This is a genomic window from Acidobacteriota bacterium (assembly GCA_028875725.1).
GTDB lineage: Bacteria > Acidobacteriota > Thermoanaerobaculia > Multivoradales > Multivoraceae > Multivorans.
Map to the genome: position 1 here is coordinate 191,081 of JAPPCR010000023.1, position 22,890 is coordinate 213,970.

The following is a 22,890-nucleotide window of genomic DNA, read 5'->3' on the forward strand; positions in this document are numbered from 1 at the left end:
CGCAATGAAAGGCCGCTTCTACCTTGGTGTCCTGCTCGCAGGCGCCCTGGCGGCGTGCACCGCCGGCGGCGACGCGACCGGAGCCGCCGACCCCGGTGCTCAGGTCGTCTTGCTGAACAGCGACAACTTCGAGCAGGAGGTCTACCAGGCCGACGTGCCCGTTCTGGTGGACTTCACCGCCACCTGGTGCGTCCCGTGCAAGGTGGTCGACCCGATCGTCGAAAGCCTGGCGCCGGAGATGGCGGGACGGGCGAAGATCGGCAAGCTGGACATCGACGAGTCGCCCGACATCTACCGGGGGTTGCGGGTCAACGGTGTGCCGCACGTCCTCTTCTTCCGGAACGGCGAAGAGCAGGACCGGATCGCGGGCGTCCAGAGCCGGGAGACCTACGTCGACTACCTGGAGGCAATGATCGCGGGCGAATCGGCGTTCGACGCTTCGCTCTCATTCCTCGACAACGACGCGTTCCGCCGCCACTTCGTCGTTTCGCGGCCGGTGGAGCACCTGGAGAGGGCGCTCCCCGAACGGCCGGACCTGCTTGTGGAACCATTCGAGAACGGCCAGACGCCCCTGTCGCTGATCCTGATCTCGCCCAGCGTCCGGCAGAACGCCCAGATCGACCTCGCGCTGGCACACGATCCCGTGATCTCCACGGCCGACCTTGCCGGCCTCGGCCGCTGCGATGAACTGAAGGTCGCCCTTGCCGACGACCCCAAGGCGGCCAGCCGGCCGGACCCGGACGGCGCCTCACCGCTCTGGGTGGCTCTGATGCGCTCGCACCGGCTCGCAGACAGAAGCTGCCTCCGCACCCTCCTGGATGCTGGCGCCGACCCTTCCGGGGCACAGGACGGTCGCTTCCAGCTCGCCCGTCCGGTCATCCTGCGGGAGGACATCGAGCTGTTGCGGGAGTTCCTCGAGCGAGGCCTGGATCCCGAGTCCACGGACGACGAGGGCTACAACATGCTCCACTGGGCAAGCCTCTACGGCATGGTCGACGGCGCCCGCCTGCTGCTGGAGCGCGGGATCGACCCCGGCGCGGAGACCCTGCAGGGCCAGACCGCGCTCGACATCGTCCTTGACCGCCGCCAGCGAAGAATGGAAGCCCTTGAGGAGGTCGAGTCCGAGGAGCACCGAACCCAACTGGCCGAGACGCTCACGAAGATCGACGAGATGATCGAGCTGCTGGAGGGCTAGCCACGAGGAGAACGCCATGACCAGGAGAAGAACTCAGATCGCTTCCTTTCTCTCCCTTCTCGCCGGCGGAGTTCTTCTCGCTGCCTGCGCAGCGCCGCCTCCCGAGGAGGCGGCAAGTCCCGTCGGCGTGGAAGACGTCACCGACTGGCAGATGATCGACCTCAGCCACGCATACGGAGGCAACACCCTCTACTGGCCCACCGACACCAAGGGCTTCGCTCTCGAAACGCTCGCCGAGGGCATGACGGAGGCCGGCTACTTCTACGCCGCCAAGGAGTTCGCGACCGCCGAGCACGGCGGCACGCATCTCGACGCCCCCGTCCACTTCGCCGAAGGCGGCGACGACGTCGCCTCGATCCCGCTCGACCGGCTGATCCTGCCCGGCATCGTCGTCGACGTCAGCGAATCGGCCGCGGCCGATCCGGACTACCTCGTGACCGCGGCCGACGTCCTCGCCTGGGAGGACCGGCACGGCCCGGTGCCTGCCGGGTCGGCCGTGCTCGTCCGCACGGGCTGGGCGGCCCGCTGGCCCGACGCACTCGCCTACCTCGGCGACGACACACCCGGCGACGCCAGCAACCTTCACTTTCCCGGCATCGGCGAGGACGCGGCCCTGCTGATCGAGGAACGCAACATCGGTCTTCTCGGCATCGACACGGCCAGCATCGACTACGGCCAGTCGACCGACTTCATCGTCCACCAGATCGGTGGCGCCGCCGGCATCCCCAACCTGGAGAACGTCGGCGACCTGTCGGAAGTACCGGAGACCGGCTTCCTGCTCGCCGCGCTGCCCATGAAGATCGAGGGCGGCACCGGTGCGCCGGTGCGGATCGTGGCTTTGGTCCCGCGGTAGTAGAGTGCGCGTCGCACTTGCAACACAACCGGAGGAACCGGCACGCCGGGATCCACGATGCGCGCAGCCGCGTCACACCACGAGGAGAAACTCATGCGGTACACCACTTCCCTTCTTGCGGCGGCAGCGCTCCTGGCGCTGGCGGCCATGCCGGCGGCGGCCGGGTCGATGGACGTCGATCTCAAGGCATCCGACGGCACGATGCTCAAGGCGACCTACATGTCGCCCGGCAAGCCCGGCCCGGCGATGCTGCTGATCCACCAGTGCAACATGGACCGGACCTCCTGGAAGGGCATCGCGTCGCAACTCGTCGACGCGGGCGTGCATGTGCTGACGATGGACCTGCGCGGCTTCGGCGAGAGCGGCGGCGCCGGCATCCGTGAGGCCGGCGGGTTCCCGCCGTTCCTGCAGACGGCGTCCGGCGACGTCGACATGGCGTTCGACTACCTGAGCAAGCAGGAAGGCGTTGACACGTCCCGGATGGGCGCCGGCGGCGCCAGTTGCGGCGCGATGCTGACGGCCGACCTCGCCGCGCGCCGGCCGGTCAAGGCGCTGATGCTGCTGTCCGGGCCGCCGAGCGAGGCGGCCGTGGCGAACATGGCGGCCAAGTCCGACCTCGCGGTCTTCGCTGCCGCGGCGACCGGCGACACGATCACGGCCGGCGTCGACAAGCAGCTCAAGGGCGCCGTCAAAGGCTCGAAGCACCCGAACTCAACTGCGAAGATCTACGACGGGCCGGAGCACGGGTTGCCGATGTTCGCGAAGAACGCGGACCTCGAGCCGGCGTTGATCTCCTGGCTGAAGATGGAGTTGAAGGGCAAGTAGCGAGCTAGCGCAACTCGGCGATCTTGTTCCGCTCGATCAGGTCGAAGTCGATCTCGACACCGAGGCCAGGCCCCATCGGGGCGTGGACGTAGCCCTTGGCGTCGACCTCGATGTCCTCTACCAGTCCGTACTTCTGAGCCCCTGCGGGCAGCAGGACCTCGAACCACTCGCAGTTGCGGATCGCCGCGCTGATGTGAAGGTGCGCAACGTTGTTCAGCGAGTTGCCGCCGTGGTGGATCTCGAAGTTCATCCCGAACCCCTCAGCCAGGTGGGCCGCCTTCAGGCAGCCGGTGATCCCGCCCTTGAGCGCGACGTCGCCGCGCAGGTAGTCCGTGGCCTGGTTGTAGATCCACGGCGCGAAGGAGTCGTACCAGGCGCCCGGAAACTCTGTCGCCAGGATCGGGATGCGGAGCTGCTGGCGTAGCTTCGTGTAGTTGTAGATGTCCTGGTCGCCGAGCGGGTCCTCGTACCACTCGAAGTCGAGTTCCTCGATCAGCTTGCCGACCCGCAGCGCCGACGGATAGTCGTAGCCCCAGGTCGAGTCGAGCATCAGTGGGAAGCCGTCGCCTACCGCCTCACGCACCGAGCGGCAAATCTCCATGTCGTCGCGCCAGACGCGGAAGGGGTGGATCTTGTAGCCCTGCCAGCCATTGCCCTGGTACGAGAGCGCCTGCTCGACGTAGGCCTCGACGCTCGGCTGCTGCTCGGAGCTGGCGTAGGCGGGCAGCTTTTCCCGGTACGTGCCGAGCAGCCGGTGGATCGGCTCCCCCGCCGCCTTGCCGGCGAGGTCCCAGAGCGCGACGTCGACGGCGCCGACGACCCAGGGCTGCACCACAAGCCGACGCTCGAGCATCGCCTGGTAGAGCTGCTCGCGAGCCAGCGGGTCGCGGCCCATCACGACCGGCTTCAGCATTCGCAGCAGCGGCTGGGCCGCGATGCTCGCTCCCATGCCGAGGAAGGAGTGGCCCTCGATCCCCTCGTCCGTACGGATCGTCACCAGAGCGAGCTCGCCGACCTGGTTCGGCTTGCCGGTCGGGTCGAACGGACCTCGCCCCAGGTAAGAATGGGGCGGGATGTCATTCCAGGCGAAGAGGGTGATGCTGAGATCGTCGATCTTCATCGGTGGGGGCTCTCCCTTGAGGTTCCGGCGGTCACCGCCGGTCGGCCAAGCTAGCAGCCTCGATAGGCTCCGCTAAGTCGCTCAGGGCAGATCACCGTGGAAACCCGCACCAAGGCACGCCCCACAGCCAGGGCTCTGCGCGCCGTGCTGATCGGCATCCTCGCCGGAGCCGGGTTCAACGCCATGCTCGGTGAGAGAGGCGCGGACACGCCGGCGCTTGCCCTGCTCAGCGGCGCCCTGGCGCTCGTCGTCTATCTCGTGCAGGCGCGCTGGCGAGCACGAAGAGCGCATTTCTAAGGCGTGTACCAGATCGGCGACGACCAGGCGCGTTCCTGGATCGTCGCCGGGAAGTCCTGCCGCGGCGTCGTGCCGGCTCGCAGCGCATCCCAGGACGACCAGCGGCAGGTCGGGTTCTCGAGCACCCGCGCGTAGTAGAAGGCGCGCTGGTTCGAATCGAAGTCCGGGTCGGTCCACACGGTCTTCAGTTCGGCGGCGCCGACGCCGGTGCTGGCCGAGCAGTCGCTGAGGTCGACGGTGGCGCCGTTGTCCGGGCAGCGATTCGTGGCCGGGTCGACCTCGAGACCGTCGGAGCAGGCGACGTCGTAGACCATCTCCTCGGTCTCGCCGCCCGATTCCCAGCCTTTCACGATCTGGACGCGCTGGAGCGGCGCGGCCATCGTGTCCCGCATGGCCCACACGAGGAAGCTCGGCGCCTCGTCGCCGTCGTCGCCGGCGAGATCGCCGCCCATCGGCACGCCCGTCTCGTAGGCGGAGGCGACCAACTCCGGGTCGTCGACGTCGAGGCCGGCAAGGCCGGCGCCGCCGAAGAAGCGCACCCTCATCCTCGTCCCGCTGGTGCCGAAGGTCTCCTTGCGGCGCATCGCGTCGAAGATCGCCTCGCGCGTGTTCCCGTCGGCCCAGACGCCGGCGAGGCCGGAGGCGCCGCTCGTGATCGCCGTCGTGAAGGGGTAGATGCGGCCGGTGCCGTCGTCGACCGCTTCCGCAGCGGCGGTGGGGTTCTGCAGGTCGGCGCCGGCCCCGGGCTCGCTCGGCACCGAGCCGCGCTGCTCGGGCGTCACCTGCATGAACCCCGAGGCGGCCCAGTAGCTCTCCTCGTCGAAGGAACCGGCGGCGACGTGGGTGTCGGACGAGCCGATGATGCCGAGCTTGTACGGGTTCGACACGCCGCTCGCCTCGATCGTCAGGCCCCGGCGGAAGGCATCGCGCACGTAGCTGCCCGGCGGTTCGCTCAGGACGCTGGTCGAGACGCGGTACGGCATGATCTCGAAGCCCGCCCACTCGTCGTTCGGCGACAGCGCCGGATGAGTCTCCGAAGTCCCCTTGGTCTGGGTGATCTCGACAAGCGGCTCGTTGCGCCTGCGGAGATCCGAGTAGGCCTGGTCGATCGCGCCGCCCTCGAAGTACTCGTACTCGAACATCCGCCCGCCGGAGCCGTTCGAATTGTGCGGAATCGCGATCGCCTCGTAGCCCTGGTCGCGCCAGGCGTCCATCCGGGCCCAGAGGTCCTCCGGGTTGTAGGAGTCGAGCCGCGAGAACGGGATGTCCGGCGCCTCGTCGCCGCGGAAGACGACGTTGCGGTGCAGGTTCTCGTAGATGCCGCCGGCGCCCGCCGAGGTGTACTCGTAGGCGATGAACGTCGTGAAGACGCCGGGCTCGTAGTGGCGGTTCGCGGACCCGACGATCTCGCCCCAGGCGGAACGGACGACGTTCTTGTCGAGCTGCGCGCGGTTGCTCGGGTCGGCGTCCTTCATGAACCGCACGTAGGGCTGCAGGGCGGCGAAGATGCCGCGCCGCTCCTGGATGGTCTCGGCGTTGCGGACAGTCTCGGCGGCCGGGTGGTTGTATGCCGCCTGGTCCGGGTCCTGCATCGCCGGCAGCATGCCGAGGTAGTTCGCGTGGTCGGAGACGCCCTGGAAGTCGAGCGGCCGGTCGAGCTTCAGTTCGAACCCGGCCGGATGCTCGATCGGGTTCCCCTTGGCGAACTCGTAGGCCTCGTCCGGGCCGGCGCGGGTGCCGAACACGAAGGCGTCGTAAGAGTAGGTCGTGTGGACGTGCAGGTCGCCGAAGAAGGCCTGGCGGTCCGCGGGGTTGCCGCTTCCACCGGCGGAGGCCCCGGCCGGGTTTGCGGGAGCGTCGGCCGAGTCCTCGGCGGCGCACGCGATGGCCAGAAGCACGATCAGGGACAAGACGGCGACTCGCTGCACGGCGGACCTCCCTTCGGACGGTGAGTGAAAGTCAGTGTAGCGGCCGCGGCCGCGCTGCGACGCTAGGATGAACCGCCAACCACCTTTCTGTTCGCCTCGCCTGGAGGAGCCATGGCTCGACAACTTGTCCTGCGCGCCCCCGCTCTCGGCTGTCTCGCCGCCTTCCTCCTGACCGGCTCGCTCGGTGCACAGGCCATACCGCCGCTGACCGGCGACGACGTCGTCTCCGTCCGCGTGCGGTTCGGGATCACGGACACGGAGGCACAGTCCTGGGACGGCTCGGTCGAAGTGACCGGCGGCGATTTACTGACTCTGCGGAACTGGAGCGTGCACCCGTCGGAGTCGGTCGACGGCGCGAGCTGGACGATGGCGACCAGGCCGGGGATGAACTACCCCCGCCGGGTCTACCAGTGGGAGGACCCTAAGGGCACGGTGACCTACCTCCACCACCCCGGCGTCGTCGTCGACGTGACGGCCCGCTCGGGGACGCGGCTCGCCTTCTCCACTCCCCACGGCGACTTCGACCTGCGGCCGTCCGACCTCCGGGTCGGCGAGGAACTCTCCTTCCTCGACGGCGCCGTGCTGGCCGACAGGGTGGCGCCGGCGGAGCCGCTGTCCTCGCCCGAGGTCGAGAACGATTTCGCGACGATGACGAGAGGTGAGGACGGTGAGGTCTGGGCCGCCTGGACCGCTTACCGCGACGGCGGCGTCTCGATCGTGGCAAGGCGCTTCGACGGCTCGGCCTGGCAGCCGGCCATCCAGGTCACAGACGAGCCGGGCGACCGCCTGATGCCGAAACTCGGGCGCGACGGCCGGGGCCGCCCCTGGGTCGTCTGGTCGGAGCAGGTGGACGGCAACTTCGACCTCTACGGCCGCTACCTGCAGGACGCCGCCGACGGATCGTGGTCGGCAACCGAACGCCTGACCTACGCACCTCAGGCCGACATCGAGCACGAGTTGGCCAGCGACGCGGACGGCAACCTGTGGCTGGTCTGGCAGGGCTTCCGCGACGGCCGCTCCGACATCTTCGCCCGCCGCCACGACGGCTCCCGCTGGTCGGCCGAAGGCCCCGTCTCGACCTCCGCGGCCAACGACTGGACGCCCGCCGTCGCGGCCTGCGGCGATGGTCGCGTCTACGTCGCCTGGGACACTTACGACCAGGGCAACTACGACATCCAGTTGCGGAGCTTCGCCGGCACCGGCTGGAGCGACGTGAGCCCGGTCGCCGACACGCCCAAGTTCGAGGCCCATGTGTCGATCGCCTGCGACTCCCGGAACCGGCTCTGGGCCGCCTGGAACGAGAGCGGCTTCCAGTGGGGCAAGGACTCGGGCTTCGAGATCTACAAGGAAGCGACGCGCCTCTACGAGTGGCGCACTCTCGCGGTAGCGGTGTTGGACGGCGTCCGCTGGCGGGTGCCCGAAGCCGACGTGAACGAGCTGCTCGAACGCGAACTGCCCGAGTACATCCCGGGTTTCAACGACCTGCCCATGCTCCAGGCCGACGCCGACGGCCGGATGTGGCTGTTCTTCCGCCACCGCACGATCCGGGCGCGCGACACACCGGACTTCACGCCGGCTCATCGGGCCGCCTGGCAGATCTTCGGCACGGCCTACGTCGGCGACCAATGGACCCGGCCACTTCACCTGCCCTTCAGCCGCGGCCGCCAGGACGTGCGCTGGGAACTGGCCTCGGACGGCCGGGGCAACCTGTTCGCGGCCTGGCCGACGGACAACCGGAACTCGGAGGAGTACCTCTTCGAGCACTCCTCGATCAACGCGGCGAAGCTACCCGCACTGACCGGCGACGCCACGCCGCCGCGACTCGTCGACCCTGAGACGCGCGCGTACACGACGTACCCGGTGCATCCCAACGAGGCCGAAGACGTCGCGCGCATCCGGGCCTACACGATCGAGTCGGAGGGCCGCACCTACCGCATCTACCGGGGCGACACCCACCGCCACACCGAGTTCTCGCACGACGGCCTGAACGACGGCTCGCTGATGGAGGCCTACCGCTACGCCCTCGACGCCGCCGAACTCGACTTCCTCGGCGTCAGCGAGCACAACAACCGGGGCGGCCAGGACATCGAGTACGTCAACTGGCTTCATCCCCAGATCGCCAACATCTTCCGGCTGCCCGGGAGCTTCGTGCCCGTCTACACCTACGAGCGCAGCATCAGCTACCCGGGCGGCCACCGGAACATCCTCTCCGCGAAGCGCGGCATCCCGACCCTGCCGATCACCGAGGCGGAATCGCGGAGCGAGGACGGAGCGGCGCGACTGTTCGCGTATCTCCGGGAGCACGACGCGATCTCGATCCCCCATACCTCCGCGACGGGCATGGGCACCGACTGGCGCGACAACGACCCCGAGGTCGAGCCGCTGGTTGAAATCTACCAGGGCGACCGCACCTCGGCCGAGTACGAAGGGGCTCCCCGAGCGGCCACCCGCGAGAAGCCGATCGGCCAGCAGGGCGGCTTCCAGCCCGCCGGTTTCGTCTGGAACGCCTGGGCCAAGGGCTACAAGCTCGGCGTGCAGGCCGCGTCGGACCACATCTCGACCCACATCTCCTACGCCGCCACGATCGCCGAGGACTTCTCCGCCGAGGGCCTGCTCGACGCGATGAGGAAGCGCCACTCCTACGCCGCGACGGACAACATCATCCTCGACTACCGGATGCGCGCGAACGGCCGGGAGTACCTGCAGGGCGACATCGCGGAGGTGTCAGGCCGCTTCGAACTGCTCGTCAAGGTGATCGGCACCGCCCGCATCGAGCAGGTCGACATCATCCGCGACCAGACCTTCCTCTACAACCGCCAGAACCTCGAACAGGAAGTCGAACTGACCTTCGTCGACAGCGACGTCGAGCCCGGCGAGCACTACTACTATGTGCGGGTGATCCAGAAGAACAAGGAGATCGCCTGGTCGTCGCCGATCTGGGTGACGGTCGAATAGGAATGGACGCAGTCTGGGTCCTGGTCTCGGCCGCGGTCGGCATCGGCTTCGTCCACACGCTGATCGGCATCGACCACACGCTGCCGTTCGTCGTCCTCGGCAAGGCGCGCGGATGGTCGCTGCGCCGGACGCTGTGGATCACCGGGCTGTGCGGAGGTGGGCACGTGGCCTCGTCGGTTCTGCTCGGCGGCGCCGGCATCGGGCTGGCCATCTTCGCGACCGGTCTGGATCTCCAGGAGGGGCACCACTGGATGGAGGGCCGCGTCGGCGTCTCCGAATCGATCGAGGCGGTTCGCGGCGACCTGGCGGCCTGGGCCCTGGTGGCGTTCGGCCTGACCTATGCCGGCTGGTCACTGGCGCGCAGGCGGCGGCGGCAGCGCCACGTCCACGCCCATGCCGGCGGGCTCGTCCATGCCCATGAACATCCCGAGGCGGCCGCCCACGACCACCCGAAGGTTCCGGCTGCAGGGGTGGCCGGCCTCACCGCCTGGAGCCTGTTCGTCATCTTCGTGCTCGGCCCCTGCGAGCCGTTGATCCCGATCCTCATGGTGCCGGCGTTCCAGGTCGGCCTTTGGGCCGTGATCCCGGTGACCGTTGCCTTCGGTGTGACAACGATCGCGACGATGGCGGCGGTCGTCGCCCTCGCCTACCGGGGCCTCGAGTTCGCACGGCTCCCCCGCCTCACGGCGCATGCGCACACGCTGAGCGGCCTCGCGATCGCGAGTTCGGGTCTCGCCATGATGTTGTTTGCCATCTAGTGGGCTCGCGCTTCCACGACGACGGTCACGGCCACTCGCACAGCCACGGGCTGCTGCAGCGGATCGGCTACGTCGCGCTCTGCGCCGCGGTCGGCGTCCTGTTGCTGCTCTACCTGCTTGGCGTCGTGCGGACCGTCGCCGGCATCGACCTGGCGCTCATCCTCACCCTGGTCGCCGGCTATCCGCTCATCCGCCACGCGATCCTGGATCTGCTCCAGGGGCACTTCTCGTCCCACCTGACGATCGCCATCGCGGCGGGTGCGGCGGTCTGGATCGGCGAGTACTTCGCCGCCGCCGAGGTCATGTTCATCATGCTGATCGGTGAGGGGATCGAGCACTGGACGGTCGACCGCGCTAAGGGCGCGATCGCCGGCTTCGTCGCCAGCCAGCCGGAGCAGGCGCGGGTGCTGCGCGAGGGCGGGGAGGAGCTCGTCGCGCTGGAACAGGTCGAGATCGGCGACGTGGTGCGGGTGCTCGCGGGCGAGCGCGTGCCGGTGGACGGGATGATCGAGCGCGGCGAGTCGTCCGTCGACCAGAGCAGCGTCACGGGCGAACCGCTGCCGGCCCAGCTCGGCGTCGGCGACACGGTGTGGAGCGGCAGCCTGAACGAGTACGGCGTCCTCGACATCCGCTCCGAGCGCACCGGCAGCGACACGACGGTCGCCCGCATCGCCAGCCTGATCGAGGACGCGCAGAGCCGCCGAGCGCGGGTCGTCCGCACGGCGGACAGGCTGGCCCGCTTCTTCCTGCCCGCGGTCCTGGTGGCCGCCGGCGGCATCTACCTGTTCACCGGCGAGATGATGCGCACGGTGGCGGCCCTGATCGTCGCCTGCCCCTGCGCCCTGGTGCTGGCGACGCCGGCCGCCATGGCCTCCGCGATCGCCCGGCTGGCGCGCGAGGGAGCACTGGTCAAGGGTGGCGACGTGATCGAGTCGCTGTCGCGCATCGATGCCTGCGTGCTGGACAAGACGGGCACGCTGACCTGCGGCCGGCCCGCGCTGACCGCGGTCGCGCCCGTTGTCGGCATGGCCGAGGATCGGCTGCTCCGACTCGCGGCGAGCGCCGAACTGACGTCCGAGCACCTGCTCGGCCGCGCGCTGGTCACCGAAGCCCGCGAGCGGCAGCTCCACCTCTCGGAGCCCGGGGACTTCAGGCTCCATCCTGGCCGGGGCGTGACGGCCACAGTCGACGGGCACGAGATCGCCGTCGGCAACCAGGCGCTGCTGGCGGAGGTCATCGGCGAAGACCAGATCGGCGCCATGGCCGAGAGCGTCGTGCCGACGCCGGGAAGCGGCGAGACGAGGCTCGCCGTCGCCGTGGACGGCGCGCTGGCCGGCGCGCTGGCCCTGGCCGATCCGCTCCGGGATGAAGCGACCGAAGCAGTCGCCGACCTGCGCCAGACCGGGCTCGACCCGATCGTCATGCTGACCGGCGACGCCGCGGGAACGGCCCGCACGATCGGCCGCCGGGCCGGCATCGACCAGGTCCAGGCGGAACTGTTGCCCGAGGACAAGGTACGCAGGCTCGGCGAGCTCTCCCGCGGCGACCGCAACGTCCTGATGGTCGGCGACGGAATCAACGACGCGCCGTCGCTCGCCGCCGCGTCTGTCGGCGTCGCGATCGGCCACGGTGCCGCCGACCTCTCGGCCGAAGCGGCCCAGGTCGTCCTGCTGCCCGACCGGCTCGACTACCTGGCGCCCCTGGTCCGCTACTCGCGGCGCGTCGTCGCCCGGATCCGCAGCAGCATCCTGATCTTCGCTTTCGGTATCAACTTCGTCGCTGTCGGCTTCGCCGCCTTCGGCTGGCTGCCTCCGGCTGCGGCTGCGATCGTCCACCAGGCCGCCTCGCTGCTCGTCATCCTGAACTGCGTCCGGCTGCTCTACGAAGGCCGGGCGGTGGCAGCCCGCGAAGACCGGGGCTTTGGTCGCTTCCGCATTCTGGCCGGTCCGGTCGACGGGCTGGCCGCCGGCTGGAAGGCCTTCAACGCAGGCCGCCGCGCGACGGTTCATCGCATCGAACACGCGCTCGAAGGCAGTCCGGCGCGGATCCGGTCGGCGGCGCCCCGGCTGCTGCGCGCGGCGCCGTTCGCGCTCGCCGCGGTCTGGGCCGCGAGCGGCCTGCGCATGATCGATCCCCAGGAAGTCGGACTCGTGCAGCGCTTCGGCCAACACGTCGGCGGTGAACTCGGTCCGGGCCTGCACTTGCGCTGGCCGTGGCCGGTCGATCGGGTGACCAGGGTCGAACCGGACCGCCTGCGGATGGCTGCGGTCGGCTCGCCGCGAGGAGCCGTTGCGGGCGAGGCCGGCGCCGCGGCGAGCTACGAGTGGAACGTGCGTCACGCCGGCTTCGACGACACGCCGCCGCTCGAACGCCTGATGCTGACCGGCGACGAGAACCTGGTCGAGGTCGCTGCCCGGATCCACTACCGGGTCGCCGACGCCGCCGCTTTCGCCTTCGTCACGGTCGATCCCGCGCTGCTGGTCGAGACGAGCGCCGAGCGGTCGCTCCGCACCGTGCTCGCCGGCCACTCCCTCGACGACGTGCTGACTGGCAAGCGCGACGGCATCGAGAAGGCTTGGCATTCGCATCTCGCGGCGCTGCTCGAGAGCCTCGGCGCGGGCGTCGAGGTCGTGAGCGCGACGGTACAGGACGCCCACCCGCCGCTCGATGTCGTCGACGCCTTCCGCGACGCGGCGAGCGCGCTCGAGGAGCGCGAGACCCTGATCGACGAGGCCGAGGGCTACGCGCTCGAGCGCCTGCCGATTGCCCGCGGCGAGGCTCGCCGCCAACTCCTCGAAGCCGAGGCCTACCAGAACCGCCGCGTCGAGGCCGGCCGCGGCGAGAGCGAACGCTTCGAACTGCGGGCCGGAGCGTACCGGCGCGCGAACGACCTGCACCGCTTCCGGCTCCAGCTTCAGACGATCGAAGGCTCGCTCGCCGGCAAACCGAAACTGATCACCGACGCGACCGGCGGTCGCAAGCGCTTTGTCTTCGTCGACGAAACGCCGGACCGCCTTCTCGATGTCTTCGTTCCTCCACCGGGTCCGTCCCAGAACGAGGTAGAGCAATGACCCAACACGACCATCACCAACACGACGACCATCACGGTCACCACCACCACCGACACGGCGACGCGCACCGCCACGACGGCGGCGACGGACACGAGCACTCGCCGCGCCGTGCCACGTCCTGGTGGCGGGCCGGTCTGGCCGTGCTGGCGATCGTCGCGCTGGCCCGGACCGTCTTCGTTGTGCCGGAGACAGAGAGCGCGATCGTCACCCGCTTCGGCAAGCCGGTCCGCACGATCGAGGATCCGGGCCTCAAGCTGAAGTGGCCCATCGACCGGCGGCTTCGCTTCGACAACCGGGTGCTCCTCTACGATCCGGCGCCGGCCGAGTTCCTGACCCAGGACAAGAAGAACCTCGTCGTCGACACGGCGGTCGTCTGGCGGATCGCCGACCCGGCGCGCTTCCTGGAGACGATCGGCGACATCTCCGGCGCCGAGATGCGGCTGCACGACGTGGTCTGGGCCGGCCTCGCGGCCGCGCTCGGCCGCACCGAGCTCTCGCAGCTCGTGTCCACGAAGCCGAAGCATCTGCGCATCGAGGAGGTCTCGGCGGAGGTCCGCGAGTCCGCGGTCGCCGTCTCCCTGCCTCAGCTCGGTGTCGAGATTCTCGAAGTCCAGCTCACCCGCCTGAGCTTTCCGGAGCAGAACCTGGAGTCCGTCTTCGCCCGCATGCGAGCGGAGCGCGAGCGGATCGCCAAGGAGTACCGGGCCCAGGGCGAGGAACAGGCGATGATCATCCGCGCCGAGGCCGACCGGGACCGGGAGTTGATCCTCGCGGACGCCTACCGTGACGCCCAGATCCTCCGCGGCCAGGGCGACGCCGAGGCGGCCGGCATCTACGGCGACGCCTACCGGCAGGACCCCTCCCTCTACCGCTTCCTGCGGACCCTGGAGTCCTACGAGTCGATTCTCGACGACCAGACGACCGTCATCCTGTCGGCGGACTCGGAGCTCTTCTCACTGCTGGGCGGCTCCGAATGAGCCGTCGCGCCATCCCGGCCGCGGCGCTGACCCTGGCGCTGATGTGGGCGGCCTGGGGGGTCTACTTCGTCGCGCCCGACGAGGAGGCCGTGGTCCGCGTTCTCGGCCGGGCGAGCGCGACGCCGGCCGGGCCAGGCGTGCACTGGAACTGGCCGCGGCCGGTCGGCCGGGTGGACAAGCTGAAGGTGCGGGAAGCCAAGCGGTTGACGCTCGGATTCGCGGCGGCCGACCGCGTGCTCGGCGGCGACGCGACACCGGCCGAGGCGCGCTGGTTGACCGGCGACCGCAACGTCGTCCACGTGCGGCTCGTGGTCCTCTACGCGATCCACGATCCGCTCGCCTACTCGCTGCGCTTCGCGAACGTCGAGTCGCTGCTCGAGGCGAGTGGCCGCAGCGCCCTGCTCCAGGTCGTCGCCGGCATGGGCGTCGACGAGTTGCTGACCACCGGCAAGGTGGCGGTGCAGCAGAGCGTCCAGGCCGCTTCGCAGGAACTGTTCGATCGGTTCGGGACCGGCGTCACCGTCCTGTCCGCGAGCCTTGAGGGAGTCAGTCCGCCGAGTCTCGTCCGGGAAGCGTTCAACGATGTCGCCAGCGCGCGCGAGGATCGCGACCGTCTGATCCGCGAGGCGGAGAGCTACCGCAACGAGGTCGTCCCGGTGGCGCGCGGCGAGGCCCGCGCGCTCGTCGCCGGGGCCGAGAGCTTCCGCACCGGCGAGGTCGAACGCGCGACCGGTGAAGCCGACCGCTTCCACTCGATCGCGAATGCCGACCAGGGGGCGCGCGCCGAGATCCGCACGCGCACCTATCTCGAGACGATGGAGCGGGTTCTTCCCCGCATGCGGAAGACGATCCTCGAGCCCGGCCAGAGCACGATCGACATCGACTTCCTCCGCCGCGAGCTGACGCCCGGGTCGAACCGCCAGCCGTGAGAGTGAGCCGCAGCCTCGGCGCGACGGCGCTGACCGTCGCCGTGCTCACGGCGGGCCTGATCGTGGCGCTACGCGACCAGCTGCCGGAGCGCGGAACGGATGCCGGCGATCCGAGCGACGTTTTCTGGGAGATGGTTGACGCGAGCCGCGAGGGCGCGGTCGACGCCTATCTCGATCTCTTCGCGGGGGAGCTGCGCGTGCAACTTGCGACGGTGCGCGACGAGATGGGTCATACCGCCTTCGAGCAGTACCTCCGCAGTCGAATCGCCGGCCTCAAGGGGGTGGCCGTGACCGGCAAGGAAGACCTGGGCGAGGTCGTGCGCCTCGAGGTCGAGTACGTGCGCGCGGCGAGCTACGAGACGCAGTCCCTGGACGTTCGAAGAACCCGGGGACGCTGGCGCATCGTCGCGCTCGGCCCGACGCACGAGCGCGAGCCGCCGGTTCCCTACGGCACGCCCGTCGGCCCCGCCGAGTGACAGCGGAAGGAAGGAACGATGAGGAAGCTCGCCATCGCCCTGCTTGCGTTCTTTCGCCGGACCACGCTGGCGATGCGCAAACTCCGCGGGCAGTCCGAGGACGACGTCGCCTCGCAGCGAGTCGTCACCGGCCGCTCCTGGGACGAGTTCTGCGACACGCTGAAGGCCGCCGGCGCGTCGCTGAACTTCCCGGGGACACCCCGTGACTCCTTCAACCAGGCCGAGGGCTACCGCTACCTGAGCCGTCTGGCCCGGGCAGGGCTGATGGCCTTCGTCGAGCACGCCGACCCGCGGGCGCCGGTGCTTCACCGGGTCGCCAACGAGACGGTCAAGCTCGGTTCCGACAATCCGGACAACCACTACCTGACGGCCGCGCTGTCGGGCGCCTGCGAGTACCGGATCACCGGACGTCGCAACACGGTCGCCTACCTCGGCTTCGGCACCCAGGCCGGCCACTACGGCCAGGGCGGCGGCCTGCCGCCGACCGGCTACGTCGAGGCGGCGGAGCTCGAGATGGACGGTGAAGGCCGCTTCGAACTCGTTCTCAGTTGCGAAGAGCAGGAAGGCAACTGGTTGCCGATGAAGCCCGACACGGGAATGCTCATCGTGCGCCAGACCTTCCTCGACCGGCGCACCGAGGTCCCGGCCGAACTGCACATCGAACGGATCAACTGCGCCCCGGAGGAGAAGAGACCCTCGCCGCTGACCCCGAGCCAGATCGACGAGGGGCTGCGCTCGGCCAGCACGCTGGTCGCCGGAGCCTCGCTGCTCTTCGCGAAGTGGGCACGCGACTTCCAGAAGCACTCGAACAAACTGCCCCGCTTCGACCAGGAGACCTCGAACCAGGCCGGAGGCGACCCGAACATCGCCTACTACCACTCGCACTGGCACCTTGCCGAGGACGAGGCGCTGGTCATCGAGGCCATGCCGCCGGAGTGCGAGCACTGGAACTTCCAGCTCAACAACTACTGGTTGGAGTCGCTGGACTACCGCTACCACACGATCCACACGAACAAGCACCTGGCGGAGTACGAGCCGGACGGTTCGGTGCGCCTGATTGTGGCCCACGAAGATCCCGGGCTCCCGAACTGGCTCGACACCGCCGGCCACACCTCCGGGACCATGTCCTTCCGGTGGATCCGGGCCGAAGAGCACCCCGAACCCGCGACCCGGGTCGTCAAACTGGCCGAACTGTCGGCGCTTCGCCGCTGACGATGCCGAAGCGGGTTGCCGAGACACCGACGGACTACGAACGGCCCTACCGGCCGCTCCCGGTCGCGCTCCTGAACGCCGCCGGCCGAGCGGCAAGCCGCGTCGGGATCGACAGGCAGCTCGACGTCGACTCGATGGTCGCGAAGGCCCGGAGGAGAACCGGCCTGTCCAGCTTCGGCGACGAGTGGTTCATGGAACCCCTGTCCGTCCTCGTCTGCTCGATCAACGAGGAGGCCGACCTCACGCTTCTGGGCCGGCTGATCCAGCGGCGGCGGATCGAGGGAGCGCTGGCGACGCGCCTGCGGGTCGAGGAACTCCTCCGCCGGCGTCCGGAGATCCGCGATATCGACCTCGGCCGGATCGTCGTGATCGCCGGCCTGCAGCGCACCGGCACCACCACGCTGCACCGGCTGATCGCTTCGCACCCCGAGATGCGCGCCGTCGCGGCCTGGGAGGGACTGAACCCGCTGCCCCTGCCGCGTGAGGAGCCGGGCGATCCCCACGCTCGAGTTCGAAAGGCCCTCATTGCGGAGCGGGCAATCGCGTACCTGGCGCCCGCCTTCTTCGCCGTCCACCCCGCCGAACACGACGCTCCCGAGGAGGACGTGCTGCTGCTCGACGTTTCCTTCATGAGCCAGTCGGCGGAGGCGACCATGCACGTGCCCACCTATTCTCGCTGGCTGGAGGGCCAGGACCATACGCGCACGTACGAGGAGTTCCGCACCCTGCTTCAGGTCCTGCACTGGCAGCACCCGCGTCTCAACTGGGTGCTCAAGACGCCGCATCACATGGAGTACCTGGACGTCGTTCTCGAGGTCTTCCCGACCGCCACGATCGTGCAGACGCACCGCGATCCGCTGAAGACGGTTCCCTCCTTCTGCAGCATGGTCGCCCATGGCCGCGGCCTCTTCAGCGACCGGGTCGACCCGCGCGAGATCGGCTCGCACTGGCTGGCCAAGACGCGCCGCCTGGTCGAGTTGACGGCGCGCACCCGGGCGGCGGCGGACCCCCGCCGCTTCGTCGACGTGTCCTACTACGACCTCGTCGAGGATCCGATGGCGGAGGTGCGGAAGGTCTACGCGCGGGCCGGCATCCCCTTCGGGCCGGACGCCAAACAGACGGCCGAGCGGACGGTGAGTCGCAACGTGCAGCACCGGTACGGGCGCCACGTCTACGATGCGGGTAGCTTCGGCCTGACCCGGGAGACAATCGAGAACAGCATGGCGGCCTACCGGCAGCGGCACGGCATTCCCACCGAGCAGACAGAGACCGCGTAGAGGAGACACCGAGACGTGAAAAGGCTCTTCAAGGTCCTGCGCAAGGCGGTCCGGGACCGTGCCGCCGAACCCGCCGAGATCGAGCCTCTTGCCGGTTCCGTGCGGATCGACGGCAAGACGTGCCTGGTCACGGGGTCGAACAGCGGTCTCGGCAAGGCCGTCGCCGTCGACCTGGCGAGGCGCGGCGGCCACGTCCTGATGGCCTGCCGAAGCGGCCACCCCGAGGCGGGCGAAGAGGTCCGGGCCGCCTCCGGTTCCGACCGGGTCGAGATGCTGCGGGTCGATCTCTCCGACATGCGTTCCATCCACCAGCTCTGCGACGAACTACATGACCGGGAGACGACGATCGACATCGCCGTCCTCAACGCCGGCGTCGTTCCGCGCCGCGCGCGCCGGACGCCGCAGGGCTTCGAACTCATGTTCGCCGTCCACTTTCTGGCCAACCGCGTCCTCGTCGATCGCTGGCTGAAGGACGGCACGGTGCGTCCGGCGGCCAGGATCGAGGACGCGCCCCGCATCGTTCTCGTCTCCTCCGACGCCCACCGCTCGGCCGAACCGATCGACTTCGACCGCTTCGGCGCGTTCGTGGACTACGGCGTCCGGGACGGCATCAAGCACTACGGAGCGAGCAAGCTCGTCGTCTGCACCTATGCGACCGAACTCTCGCGACGCCTGAACCGCGAAGGCGAGGGGCACGTCGCCGTGCACTCGCTCTGCCCCGGCCCCGTCAACACGGCCATCGCCCGGGAAACGCCGTGGTTCCTGAAACCTCTTGTGGTCCCGATGATGAAGCTCTTCTTCCTGACGCCGGAGAAGGCCGCCAGGCCCGTGAGCTACCTGTGCTGCGCCGACGACGCCGGTAAGCGGACCGGTATCTACCTGCACATGCTGCATGAGAAACGCCCGTCCGGGCACGCCACGGACCCGGCCAACGGTGTCAGCTTGTGGGAGGCCAGCGAGGCGCTGTTCGAGACGCAGGCGCCGCCAAACTAGCTCCAATGGCCTACCGACCCGGATCCGGCCTCTCGAAGGCCTTCCACCACATGTGGGAGCTCTGCTCGCGCAAGCCGATGGCCGAGCGAGTCGACATGTCGGGCAGAAGGGTGATCGTCACCGGCGCGACGCCCGGATCGATCGGCTACCAGGTCGCGAGGACATTGGCCGCCTGGGGAGCCGACGTCGCGGTGACTTGCCCCCGCAACAGCGCCGCCGCCAGGGAGGCCCTGCTGCGGGACGTGCCGGACGCAGGGCAGCGACCGAACGCCATCGAGGCCCGCCGGCTCGATCTCACCGACTCCCGAAGCGTCGCGGACTTCGCTGCCTGGTACCGGGAGATATCCGGAGGCCGCCTGGACGTGCTGATCAACAACGCCGGCATCCTTCGCGACGTGCTCTGGCGCTGGCGCGAGCAGAGGCTCTCCGCCGACGGCTTCGAGATCCACTGGCGAACGAATTACCTCGGGACGTTCCACCTGACCCGCCTGCTGCTGCCGATGCTGCTCGAGTCGGGTCGGCGAAGCGGCGATGCGCGGGTGATCAACGTCTCCTCGCACCAGCACGACAAGGGCAGCAACGACCGTCTCTTCGCTCCCCCGGAGAGGTTGGACTCCTGGACCGCCTACGGCCAGTCCAAGCTGGCCCTGATTCACCACGCCTTCGAGTTGCATTGCCGCTACGCGGCGGACGGCAACCTCCGGGCCGCCGCCCTGCATCCGGGGTCGGCCTACTCGAACATGACCTTCGGTTGGCAGGACGAACCCCGGTGGCTCAGGCGGACGAAGCGCCTGGCTACGCCGTTGGCGCCGCTGATCCTCCTGACGCCGGAGCAGGCCGCGCAGACGACGATCCACTGCGCCACGGACCCTCACCTGGAAGGCGGCCACTACCATGAACGCTGCACGAAGGCCGAGCCCATCCCCGACGCCCGGGACGAAGCGGCATCACGACGCCTCTGGGAAGAAACGGACCGCTGGTTCCGGTCGCTCGGCCAGCAGTAGCGACGCAGGAGGCCTCAGATGTTCAAGCACGCCATCGATTCGGAACCGGTAGACATCGACGCTCCCATCGAGGTGGCCTGGGACCTCCTCGTCGATCTCGACCGCTACCACGAATGGAATCCCTTCGCCCGGACCTACACGAAGACCGATGTGCGCGTGGGCTCCACCATCCACTTCGACGTCAAGCTGGACCGCTACAACCGGAAACAGACCGAGCGCATCGCGATCGTCGAACCGCCGACCCGCCTGGCCTGGACCACGAACGTCGCCCTCGGGCTCGTCAAGGCGCTGCGCGTCCAGCGACTCGAGAAGCGAAGCGAGACGAGCTGCACCTACTTCAACACCGACACCCTCGAAGGACCGCTGGCGCCGGTTGCCCGCCTCCTGTTCGGCGGCGCCATGCACCGCGGCTTCGCCAGCGTCGGCCGGGCGTTGAAGCAGACGGCGGAGGAACGGCACAGCCGCTAGGGCCACGCCGAGACCGACATCGCGGCGATCAGCCGCTCTGGCTACTGGACCCGGAGGCGCTAAGGTGTTCCCATGACCACCTCCAGGCTGATCCAGTGCGTTGTCGCCCCCGGCGTTCTTCTGGCCGTTGCCTGCACGCCGACCGAAACCGTCCCCACAGCCCAGTTTCCCGGACCCGACGGCTACATCGGCGGCGTCGTCCAGGGCGCCGAGGGCCCTGAAGCCGGCGTCTGGGTGATCGCCGAGACGGAAGACCTGCCGACGAAGTTCGTGAAGATCGTCGTCACCGACGACGACGGCCGGTTCATGCTGCCGGAACTGCCCGACGCTAGCTACGCCGTGTGGGTACGGGGGTACGGGCTCGTCGACTCCGAGCCGCTCGAGATGAGGCCCACCGTTGACCCGGTCACGCTCCAGGCAACCACCGCAGCGACTCCAGAAGAAGCCGCGAGGGTCTATCCCGGCGACTACTGGCTGTCCCTGATGGCGCCCCCGGACCAGAGCCTCTTCCCCGGCACCGGCGACGACGGCAACGGCATGGGGACCCGCATGCTGTCCCAGGCCCACTGGCTCGACTCGCTGAAGTCGGACTGCAACTTCTGCCACCAGCTCGGGAGCCGCCAGACCCGCACCGTCGACCATGTGTTCGAGGCCAAGCCGGAGCTCACCACCCACAAGGAAGCCTGGGAGTGGCGGCTGGGCACCGGAGTGCGCGGTAACCAGATGTACAACGTGCTCCGGATTCAGGGCATGGACGCGTCTCTCGACGTGTACGCCGACTGGACGGAGCGCATCGCGGCGGGAGAGTTGCCGCCGGCGCCTTTTTTTTTTAATGATACGGCGACCACCGAGATCTACACTCTCTCCGTCGTCGGCAAGACCTTCATGCACGATCTCGTGTCGACCGACAAGAACAACCCCGGCGTCAACGCCGGCGGCCCCATCTACGCCGCGAGTTCGGGGCACGGCCAGCTCGTGGTCCTGGACCCCGTCCAGAACGTGAGCTACGCGCGGAACATCCCCACCCGGGAACCGCGAAGCGAGGTTCCGTCACGCTTCCCGCCGCCGATGCGGCCGTCCTTCTTCTGGGGCGACGAGCACATCTGGGGCAATCCTCCCTACAACCCGTCCGACCCGCACAACCCGATGATCGACAGCAAGGGCCGCGTCTGGCTGACCTCCAAGATCCGCGGCGCGCGCCGCCCGCCGGCCTGGTGCAGCGACCCGGAGAACAGGTACGCCGCCTGGTGGACGCCGCGGTCCGGCGGCCGTCACGCCTCCTTCTTCGACCCGGTGACGCAGAGGTTCACGCTGATCGAGACCTGCTTCTCGACTCACCACCTGCAGTTCGACAACGACGCCAACGAGACCGTGTACTTCAACGGCGGCGGCGCCGGCTTCTCCTGGGTCGACACGTTGGTCTTCGACGAGACCGGCGACGAGCAGCAGGCCGTCGGCTGGTGCCCCCTGGTCGTCGACACGAACGGCGACGGCGCGATCACGAAGCCCTGGAACGTCGCGGTCGCCTCGGCGGGCGGTTACACCTACCGCGTCGATGCCGTCAGGGCCCAGGAAGAACAGGCCGCGGCTGGCGAGGTCGAGACGACGCCGGAGCCCGACCCGCGCTACGACACGCAACTCTCCTACGGCCTCTACTCGGTCATTCCGAGCCCGGTCGACGACTCGTTGTGGGGTGCCTCCCAGACCTATCCCGGCTACATCATCCGCCTGATGCGCGGCGAGGATCCGCCGACGAGTTGCCGGTCGCAGATCTTCCGCGTCCCGGAACCAGGCTTCGACCCGCGCGGGATCGATATCGCCAGCGACGGCGTGGTGTGGACGGCCCTGGCCGGCAGCAGCCACCTCGCGAGCCTGGACGTCCGCAAGTGCGCGCCCCGCGACGAGCCGGACAGCGCGGACGGCAGTCAGTGCCCCGAAGGCTGGACGCTGTACCGGACCGAAGGCCCCACGATGAAGGGCTCGGACGTGCCGGCGGACTTCCACTACTACAACTGGGTCGATCAGCACGACATCGGAGGCTTTGGCGAGAACACACCGATCGCCACCGGATCTAACTCGGACAGCCTGCTGGTCCTCGACCCCCACACCGGCGAGTGGACCACGCTGCGGGTCCCCTACCCCCTCGGCTTCTTCTCCCGCGGCCTCGACGGTCGCATCGACGACCCCGGCGCGGGCTGGAAGGGCCGCGCCCTCTGGGCCAACTACGGCACGAACTACATCTGGCACACCGAGGGCGGCAAGGGCACCCGCGGCAAGTTCGTGAAGTTCCAGATCCGGCCGGATCCGCTGGCGCGCTAGCGCGGCTGGCGCGGCTGGCGGCAGCGTCGGTGGCGTCGATGTCACCCGCCCGCGTTGGGTCCGAGGGGGGAGGGTCCCAGCGGCCGTGCCATCCGTGCGCCCGAAGAAACGGGCGCACGGACTGGTTCACGGGTGGCGCGAATCGCGCCACCCGGGTCCGCGCTTTCTTGGATGAGGGGAAGCTGGCGCTCACTTCACTCCGCTCGCTTCGGTTCGACCTGGGTTTCCGAAGC

18 protein-coding genes are annotated in these 22,890 nt (G+C 69.1%); 16 read left to right on the top strand and 2 right to left on the bottom strand.

Going from position 1 to position 22,890, the window contains the following annotated elements:
* The first annotated feature begins 4 nt into the window (after positions 1-4).
* The 3 genes from OXI49_16460 (at position 5) to OXI49_16470 (ending at position 2,873) form a co-directional block, all read left to right on the top strand.
* Positions 5-1,195, top strand: coding sequence for a thioredoxin domain-containing protein (locus OXI49_16460; protein ID MDE2692096.1), 1,191 nt, complete (start codon positions 5-7; stop codon positions 1,193-1,195).
* Between the two features lie 16 nt (positions 1,196-1,211).
* Positions 1,212-2,048: a cyclase family protein gene (locus tag OXI49_16465; GenBank protein MDE2692097.1), complete on the top strand. Its 837-nt coding sequence runs from the start codon at positions 1,212-1,214 to the stop codon at positions 2,046-2,048.
* A gap of 93 nt (positions 2,049-2,141) precedes the next feature.
* A complete protein-coding gene (locus OXI49_16470; GenBank protein MDE2692098.1) occupies positions 2,142-2,873 on the top strand; it encodes an alpha/beta hydrolase in 732 nt (243 codons plus the stop codon).
* Between the two features lie 4 nt (positions 2,874-2,877).
* On the opposite strand, the gene OXI49_16475 is transcribed toward OXI49_16470, so the two are convergent.
* Positions 2,878-3,993, bottom strand: coding sequence for a mandelate racemase (locus OXI49_16475; GenBank protein ID MDE2692099.1), 1,116 nt, complete (start codon positions 3,991-3,993; stop codon positions 2,878-2,880).
* Positions 3,994-4,089: 96 nt separating this feature from the next.
* Here OXI49_16475 and OXI49_16480 point away from each other — a divergent pair, with 96 nt between their 5' ends.
* A complete protein-coding gene (locus OXI49_16480; GenBank protein ID MDE2692100.1) occupies positions 4,090-4,290 on the top strand; it encodes a hypothetical protein in 201 nt (66 codons plus the stop codon).
* On the opposite strand, the gene OXI49_16485 is transcribed toward OXI49_16480, so the two are convergent.
* Positions 4,287-6,218, bottom strand: a complete 1,932-nt coding sequence (locus OXI49_16485; GenBank protein ID MDE2692101.1) for a DUF3604 domain-containing protein — start codon at positions 6,216-6,218, stop codon at positions 4,287-4,289. The genes OXI49_16480 and OXI49_16485 overlap by 4 nt on opposite strands.
* Positions 6,219-6,329: 111 nt before the next feature.
* Between OXI49_16485 and OXI49_16490 the strand changes: the two genes are divergently transcribed.
* The 12 genes from OXI49_16490 to OXI49_16545 all read left to right on the top strand — a co-directional run bounded on the left by OXI49_16490 (position 6,330) and on the right by OXI49_16545 (position 22,657).
* Positions 6,330-9,173 (top strand): hypothetical protein, encoded by a 2,844-nt coding sequence (locus OXI49_16490; protein MDE2692102.1) that lies wholly within the window; start codon positions 6,330-6,332, stop codon positions 9,171-9,173.
* A 2-nt stretch (positions 9,174-9,175) separates the two neighbouring features.
* A complete protein-coding gene (locus OXI49_16495) occupies positions 9,176-9,931 on the top strand; it encodes a hypothetical protein (protein ID MDE2692103.1) in 756 nt (251 codons plus the stop codon).
* Positions 9,931-13,002: an FtsH protease activity modulator HflK gene (hflK, locus tag OXI49_16500; protein MDE2692104.1), complete on the top strand. Its 3,072-nt coding sequence runs from the start codon at positions 9,931-9,933 to the stop codon at positions 13,000-13,002. Before OXI49_16495 ends, hflK (OXI49_16500) begins: the two co-directional genes overlap by 1 nt.
* Entirely contained in the window at positions 12,999-13,979 is a 981-nt protein-coding gene (locus tag OXI49_16505) for a protease modulator HflC (protein MDE2692105.1), read from the top strand. The genes hflK (OXI49_16500) and OXI49_16505 overlap by 4 nt, the downstream gene beginning before the upstream one ends.
* Positions 13,976-14,908, top strand: a complete 933-nt coding sequence (hflK, locus tag OXI49_16510; GenBank protein MDE2692106.1) for an FtsH protease activity modulator HflK — start codon at positions 13,976-13,978, stop codon at positions 14,906-14,908. Before OXI49_16505 ends, hflK (OXI49_16510) begins: the two co-directional genes overlap by 4 nt.
* Positions 14,909-14,910: 2 nt before the next feature.
* Positions 14,911-15,384: a hypothetical protein gene (locus OXI49_16515; protein ID MDE2692107.1), complete on the top strand. Its 474-nt coding sequence runs from the start codon at positions 14,911-14,913 to the stop codon at positions 15,382-15,384.
* Positions 15,385-15,402: 18 nt separating this feature from the next.
* Complete coding sequence (locus tag OXI49_16520) at positions 15,403-16,596, top strand: DUF1214 domain-containing protein (protein ID MDE2692108.1); 1,194 nt, start codon at positions 15,403-15,405, stop codon at positions 16,594-16,596.
* A 2-nt stretch (positions 16,597-16,598) separates the two neighbouring features.
* Positions 16,599-17,873, top strand: coding sequence for a sulfotransferase (locus tag OXI49_16525; protein MDE2692109.1), 1,275 nt, complete (start codon positions 16,599-16,601; stop codon positions 17,871-17,873).
* A gap of 15 nt (positions 17,874-17,888) precedes the next feature.
* On the top strand, positions 17,889-18,866 hold the full coding sequence (locus OXI49_16530) for an SDR family NAD(P)-dependent oxidoreductase (protein MDE2692110.1): 978 nt from the start codon (positions 17,889-17,891) through the stop codon (positions 18,864-18,866).
* A 5-nt stretch (positions 18,867-18,871) separates the two neighbouring features.
* Entirely contained in the window at positions 18,872-19,870 is a 999-nt protein-coding gene (locus tag OXI49_16535) for an SDR family NAD(P)-dependent oxidoreductase (GenBank protein ID MDE2692111.1), read from the top strand.
* Positions 19,871-19,888: 18 nt separating this feature from the next.
* A complete protein-coding gene (locus OXI49_16540) occupies positions 19,889-20,338 on the top strand; it encodes an SRPBCC domain-containing protein (protein MDE2692112.1) in 450 nt (149 codons plus the stop codon).
* 72 nt (positions 20,339-20,410) lie between these two features.
* Positions 20,411-22,657, top strand: coding sequence for a carboxypeptidase regulatory-like domain-containing protein (locus OXI49_16545; GenBank protein MDE2692113.1), 2,247 nt, complete (start codon positions 20,411-20,413; stop codon positions 22,655-22,657).
* Positions 22,658-22,890 lie beyond the last annotated feature (233 nt).

What these genes read in the sequence shown, in the direction of transcription:
- hflK (MDE2692106.1), top strand. Translation starts at nt 13,976, where the DNA reads ATGAGCCGTCGCGCCATCCCGGCCGCGGCGCTGACCCTGGCGCTGATG.
- OXI49_16495 (MDE2692103.1), top strand. Translation starts at nt 9,176, where the DNA reads ATGGACGCAGTCTGGGTCCTGGTCTCGGCCGCGGTCGGCATCGGCTTC.
- OXI49_16460 (MDE2692096.1), top strand. Translation starts at nt 5, where the DNA reads ATGAAAGGCCGCTTCTACCTTGGTGTCCTGCTCGCAGGCGCCCTGGCG.
- OXI49_16505 (MDE2692105.1), top strand. Translation starts at nt 12,999, where the DNA reads ATGACCCAACACGACCATCACCAACACGACGACCATCACGGTCACCAC.
- OXI49_16520 (MDE2692108.1), top strand. Translation starts at nt 15,403, where the DNA reads ATGAGGAAGCTCGCCATCGCCCTGCTTGCGTTCTTTCGCCGGACCACG.
- OXI49_16535 (MDE2692111.1), top strand. Translation starts at nt 18,872, where the DNA reads ATGGCCTACCGACCCGGATCCGGCCTCTCGAAGGCCTTCCACCACATG.
- OXI49_16545 (MDE2692113.1), top strand. Translation starts at nt 20,411, where the DNA reads ATGACCACCTCCAGGCTGATCCAGTGCGTTGTCGCCCCCGGCGTTCTT.
- OXI49_16470 (MDE2692098.1), top strand. Translation starts at nt 2,142, where the DNA reads ATGCGGTACACCACTTCCCTTCTTGCGGCGGCAGCGCTCCTGGCGCTG.
- OXI49_16465 (MDE2692097.1), top strand. Translation starts at nt 1,212, where the DNA reads ATGACCAGGAGAAGAACTCAGATCGCTTCCTTTCTCTCCCTTCTCGCC.
- OXI49_16475 (MDE2692099.1), bottom strand. Translation starts at nt 3,993, where the DNA reads ATGAAGATCGACGATCTCAGCATCACCCTCTTCGCCTGGAATGACATC.
- OXI49_16540 (MDE2692112.1), top strand. Translation starts at nt 19,889, where the DNA reads ATGTTCAAGCACGCCATCGATTCGGAACCGGTAGACATCGACGCTCCC.
- OXI49_16490 (MDE2692102.1), top strand. Translation starts at nt 6,330, where the DNA reads ATGGCTCGACAACTTGTCCTGCGCGCCCCCGCTCTCGGCTGTCTCGCC.
- OXI49_16525 (MDE2692109.1), top strand. Translation starts at nt 16,599, where the DNA reads ATGCCGAAGCGGGTTGCCGAGACACCGACGGACTACGAACGGCCCTAC.